Consider the following 8,532-nt stretch of genomic DNA (forward strand, 5'->3'; position numbering starts at 1 on the left):
CCACTTCGTTCAATTTCAAATCTGTCACTGTTGGTCTCCGAAGACGTAGTCCAATTCAGAGAAACTGCTGATTCCTTTTTTCTTGCAGTAAAACTCACAAGTGTCACTGGAAGAGCGGCACAGTCGGATGTTGTAAAACTCTCTGTAACAGTGCCGACACAACCATTGGCATCGGTAATCGTAACCTGGTAGCTGCCTGTGGTGGTGATCGTAGGAGTGGAAGAATTGCCCCCCGAAGTTATGACACCTCCATTGGATGCAGACCATACATAATTTACGGCACCCTGCGCACCTGTAAGCGTCGTTGACAGTGTAACCGGAGATCCACAGGTAATGGAAATGTCTGGTGTTAGCGGCTGACGAACCGTGAGTCTAACTGGCTTCGGATCTGAGAGAACCGTACAACCCGCCCATCTTTCACGAACATAAAATGTTGTGGAAGTACTTACGAATGGTGTGGTAAAGGAGCTGATATAAGGAGCTCCTGTATGGTTGGCATCCGTTTGCAACACAGTCGTGCCATCCGAAGCATACCAAATCACATCAATGGGCTTAGCCGCCAAAGCATTATACTGACCTGTGAAGGTAGCAGTTCCACCAGGAGCACAAACGAACTGTTCAACACTGGTTACAACAGGTCCAGGTTTTACGGCGACATCATAAATGAAAGTTCTTTTATTCAATGCGGCTCCAATACCCAAATAACTGATTTGCAAAGACCGGGCACCCAAAGCAGCTGTAACGGGTATTGCAATGCGTGCAAGAGAATTGGCTCCTACGGTTACAAGGAAAGACAAATTGGCAGCTGTAACAGAATTACTGGCCGTGCCCGTTGCATTGGTACCCGAATACGGAGTGAAAGTAGTTCCTCCAAGAGATCCCCAGTCAAAGATGTTGGCGGTTGGCACACCAAATAAAACAATGATTGAATCACCTTGGTTGGCAACGTTGTCAAAAGATACCCGCAATGTGGCTAACCCAATTCCATTTACGGTCAGGGTCGCCGCGGTGGTAGTATTCCCGTCCGAAAGATCATATGCCAAAGCAGGATTCGTAACAGAACTTAGAAGCGGAATACCGGAGGAAGTATGGGTATTTGCCTGGATACATTGACCGTGAGATCTTACATTTAATAAAGCAGTCACAACGAAAAGCAAAAAGCAACGGACGCACCAATAACCAGGGGTCATGAAATTCAGAGAACATAATTTGGTTTTCATAGAAGTAGATGTTTAAAGTGTTATCATATATTGTTTAAGTTTGAAAAAGTGTTAGGAAAGAGGAATGGCAATACGGCAATTGTCGACCAACAAAGGCGGATTTCACTTTTGGTTGTCTCTGATGTAAATGAAAAAGGTTAGGAATAGTACAGTACAGTGGCTAATTCTGCTATGGTGAGGGCTGGCTAATTATTGTGTGTATAGTGTAACTGTTTGTTGAGTATTCAGGCTGGATCATCACCCAGCCTGAATAATTCACTTAATTTTTTACAACGGTTCTTGAAATTTTTTCTCCATTTTTCAATGTGATTGTCAATATATATGTACCTGAATTAAACCTGGATACATTGATACTTGGTTTAATCACACCAGTGTTTTCATACACAGCGTTACCTGTGGTGGCATATAAAACAACCTTTTGAATCTGGTTTAAATCCACGTTATCGATATGTAGCTCAGAAGTGGCGGGATTTGGGTACATTCTTAAATTTACTCCCTCGAATGAAACCGAACGTATTTTACTATACGCAAAACTTTGATCCTGATCCACCATTTTCAAACGGTAATAATTGGTAGTCTGTGCAGGAGTCGCATCTGTAAAATTGTATTCAGTAAGCGCATCCGTATTTTCGTTGGCCGACACTTTCCCTATCACGTTCCAGGTGCGTGCATCTGTGCTTCGTTCTACATCAAAATAAGAACTGTTAGTTTCCGATGAAGTAGCCCAGCTTATTCTCACTTGCGATTCAGACTTTGTCACTTCAAAGTTTACCAAAGTTACCGGCAATGCCCCAGTCCAGCTAACGGTATAGGTTGCCGGAGTAGGATCGTCAACATTTGCAGCATCTACATAAGCATAGTTGAAGCTCACAGATGTATAACCGGTTCCTGTAAGCACAATTGTAAGCAGTGCTGGATCGGCAATAGTTTGACCAACAGTTACGGGAGTGCCACCATAATTTAAAACACCGTTGGCAGGCAAGCTCGTAATAATCACTCCTGTTGGGTTTGTAACAGTTCCGGTTGCGCCACTGTAAGTACCATCCTCAGGATCACTTCCTGACAATAGCGGCGGGTTTGTGCCAACTCCGTTTAGTGTCAACACATCATTTGTTGCCGGCTGCGGAATTGTTGTTGTATGCTCGTCACTTTGCGGCTGTAGCTCAATGCCAAAATTCGCATTGGTATTGCTCGCTCCTACTGTTATTGTAAGGGAACCATTTGTAGCTCCATCGCCACCCGTATTGTCGCAGCAATCTTCTCCAACAGTTTCCCAGCCACCCGTTCCGGTTCCAGCGAATGGAGAGGTAGCATTGGCAACTGAATTAGTACCTAACACCACAGTGTAAGTGGTACCGATTGTTGTATTTACAAACTCATAGGTGCCATCGGCAGCCACAGGAATGGTTGAGACCAAAGTTGCGCCGTCGTACAAGCTCACATAAAGCGGAGTTGTTCCGGCCATGTTTATTGGCGTACCGTTAACCTGAGAGTCATTCAGCCCATTTGCATCATGAAAAACATTTCCACAAATAGAAGGGTTAATAATTGCGCTTGTAACGCCATTGGTGCAATTGGTGGTATTAGCAAAACGTACATACACCGTATAAGCCCCCGTTGCAAGATTTGCAAACGCTGTTGTTGTTTGCCATGTAGTCCCGTCAACGCTATATTCATAGTCTGCACTGAGAGGAGCAGTAACTGTGATGGAACCTTGTCCACTGGTGCAGCTTCCATTTTCAACCACGATGGTTGGAGTTGGCGGAGCTAGTGAGAACCGAATATCATCCAGTGCCAGATCATTTCCCTCTCCTCCTAATCCATTATTTCTAATTATCAAATCAAATTCGGCAACTGTTGCTTCGAAAGTTATACCGTATTGCTTCCAGGTCGTATTGTTAATATTTCCCGTACTCAGGCTTTGTAAAATCACCCCCGTAGCCGGATCAACTACCTCAAAGGTTACATTTGGCTTTCTTGGAGCGGAAGAATTAATATTGGCAATCCATGAAGAAAAATTATACGTTGCACCTGGTATTATATCCGTAAACCGACGACGAAAAAAAGCATCTTTTTCATTGTTTGCATCCACTGTCATCATTTTGCCTAGTCCATCACCCGCAGAGTGGTCTGTAAGGCTTGCCGCTCCGCTAAATGTCAGATTGGCATTACCTACTATCTTATAATTATTTGCGAGAGTGTTTCCAGTTGTTTGGTAATGATAAGACGTTTGTCCCGTAAGCGGGGCACCGTAAGTAGAACTGCTACTTCCAAAAGTTTCAAGATATGCTACGGTACAACTGGTAGTCATTACAAATTCGGCCACTTTCCAGTTTTCAAATAATGCCGTAACTGTTTCACCGTCAGCTACAACTACTGTCGCGGTTTTGCCCGTTAAGGAAGAAGATGAGTTGGTGGAGGGATCGTATACATTTATGCTTTGCAAATGCCAGTCTGTCGGCACTAGCTCCTCAATTGTATAAGTGCCGGGATTGACAGCAATCATTATGCTGTTACCCGTGGAAGCAGATGCTAGTCGTACCCTTTCGTCGTTAAGCCATAATATATTTGTACCATTCACAGTACGGGTAAAAATATTCAAGTTAGCAGTACTTGTTGCTCCCGCTGAATAAATCCCCCAAACCTGCTCACCAACACCACCTGTCATACCGGCGTTGGTATACTCTCTGCTGGTCGCTTCCGGGGCAGACCAAGCCGTGCCCGTCCAGTTAAATGCGTAAAAATTATTGCTAAGCGATGGAACTTTGTAAGTTCCAAAAATAATACCATCTCCTGTTACGGCAACTTCGCTTACGGCACTTTCAGTTGTGGAGGTGCCAGCAGGGCTGCCCAGACTACTTTCCGTACCCCCACTTGTGATAGTCCAAATGGTATTCTGCTTGGTATAAACAGCATTTCCATTAGCGGGATTACCATCAATTCGGAGGTTACCCGTAGAGCTGCCAACTTGTGGCCAGCTTGTGCCACCGGCTACACTACTGCCGAAGCCAGTGTACCGGTATATCCTCCCACCATTAGCAATAATGTAGGGGCGGTTATCCCATGCGCTACCAATATCCGTCGCGTTGGTGCCCGAAAAAATCGTAGTTGCACTGCCATTAAAGTATACAACACTTCCACTCGAAGTAATTACATATGCCGAATTAGCTTCTCCTCCATCTACTCTTTCTGCATTTGTTACACTGCTGGCAGTCCAGGCAGAAGTACTCAAATCCCTATAATAAAGGACCTTATTAGTTCCAACAGCCCACAACCGCCCTCCTTCTGATGCGCCAATATCTTGAATTGGGATCTGATCATCCTGGTCATTTAAATTGAAGTTCGGCACCACGGTTGCCCCAGGTGTTGTCCCTACTACGGTGAAAGGGAAATCGATACTCACTGTTTCATCCAATGTCTTCTTTTGGATATAAATGTATCCCTGAGCCAGTGATTCAAAACTTCTCATAGCTATTAAAAGAAAAAAAAGTAGTATCAGTAGAAGTTTAGGCTTCATTGTTAAGTTCGAGTTGTGCATAGTTCTTATCATTACATTATTGGTTGTTGTGAATTAAATTATTGGTTGGTTAATGAATTACCGATTTATGTTAATTGGCAAGGTTGATTGCACTAGAACTCCGACATAGAGTCCTTGAGCTCCAACAAGCTCGTTATTCCCAGCTTTTTGAAGATGTTCTTTTTGATCGTACTTACGGTTGAAATTTTCCTGTTTAGTTTTAGCGAAATAGAGGTGACCGAATTTCCTTCCATTAAGAGATTGCCAATCTGATATTCCCTTTGTGTCAACTTGCTTGCACTCTTAACAGAACCTTTATTCCTGGCAGGAAACCAATGGGACAGCATGACATCCAGAATTTCATTACTGATATACTTCTTACCAATTTGAACGTCTGAAATGCAATTCAGTAGCTCGTCCATTCCAGATGACTTTGTGATATACCCTGTCACTCCGGATTTAAAATAGAGCGATAATTTTGCAAAATCCGGACAGTCATCGTAGACAATTACCCTGGTTTCCCGGTTCGCCCTAAGTATCCGGGCTATGATGTCACACTGATTTTTTGTTGGCTCTGGAGTTGTTCCGATGATGATCAAATCCAGACTTATAGAATGCCCGGTCCGAAGAAGGTTATCCAGGTTATCGGATTCAAGCACGGAGGCATTTTTGAAATTATTTTTGATGAATAAATCTAATCCAGCCCTCACAATTGGGTACTGGTCTATAATTGCAATAGTGGGCATAGCATAGTTGATGAACGATCGAAAAATGGCTCGCCATGTTTACGATTTATACTATTGGAGTAGCCCATCGTAAATGACAATACAAATGTCCCGCGTTTAGCATCGCATCGCAATTGTCCGATAATAGTATTTCACTACTACGAAAGATCAAAAAACTACTATAATTGTAGTATTTTTTATGTTATTATATATGATACCTTTTTATAAAATTTATACACTTTTATGAAAAAAATAACAGTTCCTCAGCAGGAAAAGTGATGCTCATTGATGACCATACACTGGTGGCCGAAGGTTTTAAAGAACTTCTGCTAAACATTCTGCCAAACGAGTCGATCGTGAATGTTTTTTCATCCATTGAACATGCAACAAAAAGCCTTGAAAAGGAAGTTACCCCATCATCATCACCGATCTGGTGATCCCCCAGCCAAAACGTGCTCAGCTTTATCGCGTTGCCGAAAAACTTACAAAGAGATTATTATTCTGGTTATCAGCAGTGTAGTAGATGCCAATAGCTTTAAGGCCTGCCTGACCGCTGGTGCCCACGGATATCTGAGTAAAGCAGTTAATTCCTATGAAATTAAACATGCGCTGGATTGTACCGCCAACGGAAAAAAATTCATTAGCGGTAATTTGACGAGCAAGCAGCATCTTATCCATAGATAATACTACGCTCACGAAGAAACAAATAGAAGTAATACGACTGATGGCGGCAGGAAATAAAAAAAGTCGCTGAAATACTCTATGCAAGCCCGATCACCATCACGGCACATAGGAGAAAGCTAAATCTTCATTATTCCCCCCTTGTTCCCGTAATAATCAGTTAACAAAATGAGTTATGAGAACAACAGGAAGGATTTCTGGGTTTTGCACCGAATTATTACGCTGTAAGTAAGCGCAGTAAGTTGCATTTTTTCACTACTTGGATAAGTAAATAGAAAATAATCTTTCTCAATCCTCTGGGAAGTTTTGTCCCGTTTCTTTAAACTAAGTGTGATTCTACAGGTGAATGGAAATTTTTAATCGATTTTTGAAGTTTCAACTATTAACGCATGAAAATTAAAGATATAGAAATAACACAAGCAAATGTTGCCGATTTAGCGGTAATACTCGCTTTACAAAAATTATCATATCAATCTGAGGCGGAGATTTATAATGATTATCAAATTCAACCTTTAACTCAGACTCTATCATCTGTATTACTGGAATTTCAGTCAGGAGTTATACTTAAAGCTAGCAAAGGATCTACTATTGTTGGTAGTGTCAGAGCTCAAATAATTGACGGTACTTGCCAAATAGGGAAATTAATTGTCCATCCTGCAGAACAAAACAAAGGATTGGGTTCGGCTCTAATAAAGAAGATAGAAGATAAATTCAAGATGGCAAAGAGGTATGAGCTTTTTACAGGAAGCCAGAGTCTGAAGAATATCAACCTCTATAAAAAGTTAGGTTATATCCTGTTTGACACACAAAAAATTAACGACCAGTTCGAACTTGTTTTTCTCCAAAAGAACAATTAGTAATCCCTGGTTAATTGGTTAAAAAACAACTGACTAGGGTTAATTAAAAGAATGGAGAAAATCCGTCACAACCTCCGTGTACGGTTTTTCATAACCATCAGCTTAATATATTCAATCCCAAGGCATTCTACCGGCGATAGCAACCACCATAGAAATCAATTTAAAGCAGCTAATTGGAGACAGGAACGTACCACAAGCACACCAACCGGATAATTTCTATTTAAATTGACAAGAGATGATGGATAGATACTGGGATAAAGGGCCTAGATTACTAATTTGGCTCTATTGCATTTGGTTCGATAGCCGGTACTGGTTGAATACGAGCTTATTGCTTACAGTCAGACACTTGAAAAGGTAGTGAAGCATCTGGTTGCGTGGGGCATACAGCACAAAGAAAATCATGAGTGAGTTTGGAGAAAACTGCGCTCCTGCATTAAAACAGCAGCAGGGTACGCTTCTGTACTTCCCTGATTTGAAAGAAGGCAAGCTCCTGTTCATGTGGAGCAAGCGCTATGTGCATTGCAAATTATTAAGGATTAGCTGGTGCATGGGTAAAGGTAAGTGTGATAATGCCGTCTGTTGCGTCATATACAGTTTCAAATCGGAGAGAGCAGCCATCCGAAGTGGTTGCGCTATCTCGCGGTAAGCAACGCTATGCGCCACAGTCAGAAATGCATCGGCGCTGGAATATTCCACGATGAGCATAGCGTCCCCGTCTTCGCCATCATCCGCCATTACGCTGGCCAATACGTCGCTTATCAGATTCACTTTGGCTTCCATTCCTAACAGTCCCATAACCCGGTTAAATGCCGGGAGGTATTCTTCTATGTACAGGCGGCGGTCCGCAAATTTAACCATATTCAGTATCAGTACCGGGTCCTGCGGCTTGCACGGTTTCCGGAATTGTTACTGATCTTTAAAAGAATCCTACAATACGGGTGATACGGTGCTGTTCATCGAGCTCAAAATAATCCATCCCCTCTGCCGGGTAACTGTCTGCTGGAATATTTAGCCAGCGAAAATAGCCGCTGAGGTGGTGCATAACCGGCTCTGCCAGCACATTAGAGTTCTTCGGATCTGGTTTGGCCATACGAACTGACTACAAGGTCTGCAATGACATCCCATCCGGTGATGGTGTCAGTTACCTTGTCTGTGAGTGTCCCCTCAGCCGACCAGCATTCGTCGATCTTTTCACGAATGACTTCAAGTTTTGTCTCATTCCACGCACTGATGTAGATGATAATGATTTCTTCTACACTTTTTATATTTCCATATCACAAAGGTCGTCCGACCCTGCTACACAACCTTGATAGATTTTAACAGTGCTACCAAATCAACAAATCGTGAAACACTAAAAATATAAATGAAGCAGGGCGCTCAATCTGAATTTGAGACGCCATCCTTATTATCATATCCGTTTTGTTCTGTCGGTTGATTTGTGCCAAAAACCCGTGCCTGCCTGCCAGTAAAAAACCGGTAGCAGACAGGCGTTGCTATGCAGGGATAGATCCAGAGTCTTCTATGACTGAAGA

At 42.6% G+C, this 8,532-nt stretch carries 7 protein-coding genes and 1 pseudogene; 2 read left to right on the top strand and 6 right to left on the bottom strand.

The genetic code is table 11. The features are described from left to right. The 3 genes and pseudogenes from LZG71_RS30220 to LZG71_RS30230 all read right to left on the bottom strand — a co-directional run. Nucleotides 1-1,220: pseudogene (locus LZG71_RS30220) on the bottom strand (hypothetical protein); the annotation flags it as partial. 259 nt (nucleotides 1,221-1,479) lie between these two features. Next, nucleotides 1,480-4,689, bottom strand: a complete 3,210-nt coding sequence (locus LZG71_RS30225; RefSeq protein ID WP_233826993.1) for a T9SS type A sorting domain-containing protein — start codon at nucleotides 4,687-4,689, stop codon at nucleotides 1,480-1,482. A 161-nt stretch (nucleotides 4,690-4,850) separates the two neighbouring features. After that, nucleotides 4,851-5,483 (bottom strand): response regulator transcription factor, encoded by a 633-nt coding sequence (locus LZG71_RS30230; protein ID WP_233826995.1) that lies wholly within the window; start codon nucleotides 5,481-5,483, stop codon nucleotides 4,851-4,853. A 257-nt stretch (nucleotides 5,484-5,740) separates the two neighbouring features. Here LZG71_RS30230 and LZG71_RS30235 point away from each other — a divergent pair, with 257 nt between their 5' ends. Continuing rightward, a complete protein-coding gene (locus LZG71_RS30235; RefSeq protein WP_233826998.1) occupies nucleotides 5,741-5,899 on the top strand; it encodes a hypothetical protein in 159 nt (52 codons plus the stop codon). 25 nt (nucleotides 5,900-5,924) lie between these two features. On the opposite strand, the gene LZG71_RS30240 is transcribed toward LZG71_RS30235, so the two are convergent. Next, nucleotides 5,925-6,140, bottom strand: a complete 216-nt coding sequence (locus LZG71_RS30240; RefSeq protein ID WP_233827000.1) for a hypothetical protein — start codon at nucleotides 6,138-6,140, stop codon at nucleotides 5,925-5,927. A gap of 392 nt (nucleotides 6,141-6,532) precedes the next feature. Here LZG71_RS30240 and LZG71_RS30245 point away from each other — a divergent pair, with 392 nt between their 5' ends. Further along, on the top strand, nucleotides 6,533-7,000 hold the full coding sequence (locus tag LZG71_RS30245) for a GNAT family N-acetyltransferase (RefSeq protein ID WP_233827002.1): 468 nt from the start codon (nucleotides 6,533-6,535) through the stop codon (nucleotides 6,998-7,000). A 510-nt stretch (nucleotides 7,001-7,510) separates the two neighbouring features. Here LZG71_RS30245 and LZG71_RS30250 read toward each other — a convergent pair. Beyond that, nucleotides 7,511-7,858, bottom strand: a complete 348-nt coding sequence (locus tag LZG71_RS30250) for a hypothetical protein (RefSeq protein ID WP_233827004.1) — start codon at nucleotides 7,856-7,858, stop codon at nucleotides 7,511-7,513. 58 nt (nucleotides 7,859-7,916) lie between these two features. Continuing rightward, nucleotides 7,917-8,090 carry a hypothetical protein gene (locus tag LZG71_RS30255; RefSeq protein ID WP_233827006.1) on the bottom strand — a complete coding sequence of 58 codons (174 nt, stop codon included), beginning with the start codon at nucleotides 8,088-8,090 and terminating at the stop codon, nucleotides 7,917-7,919. Nucleotides 8,091-8,532 lie beyond the last annotated feature (442 nt).

The organism is Dyadobacter sp. CY312 (assembly GCF_021390535.1).
Lineage (GTDB): Bacteria > Bacteroidota > Bacteroidia > Cytophagales > Spirosomataceae > Dyadobacter.

Excerpts from the sequence above, each read along its gene's own strand:
- LZG71_RS30225 (WP_233826993.1), bottom strand. The coding sequence starts at position 4,689 with ATGAGAAGTTTTGAATCACTGGCTCAGGGATACATTTATATCCAAAAG.
- LZG71_RS30250 (WP_233827004.1), bottom strand. The coding sequence starts at position 7,858 with ATGGTTAAATTTGCGGACCGCCGCCTGTACATAGAAGAATACCTCCCG.
- LZG71_RS30245 (WP_233827002.1), top strand. The coding sequence starts at position 6,533 with ATGAAAATTAAAGATATAGAAATAACACAAGCAAATGTTGCCGATTTA.
- LZG71_RS30235 (WP_233826998.1), top strand. The coding sequence starts at position 5,741 with ATGCTCATTGATGACCATACACTGGTGGCCGAAGGTTTTAAAGAACTT.
- LZG71_RS30255 (WP_233827006.1), bottom strand. The coding sequence starts at position 8,090 with ATGGCCAAACCAGATCCGAAGAACTCTAATGTGCTGGCAGAGCCGGTT.
- LZG71_RS30240 (WP_233827000.1), bottom strand. The coding sequence starts at position 6,140 with ATGGATAAGATGCTGCTTGCTCGTCAAATTACCGCTAATGAATTTTTT.
- LZG71_RS30230 (WP_233826995.1), bottom strand. The coding sequence starts at position 5,483 with ATGCCCACTATTGCAATTATAGACCAGTACCCAATTGTGAGGGCTGGA.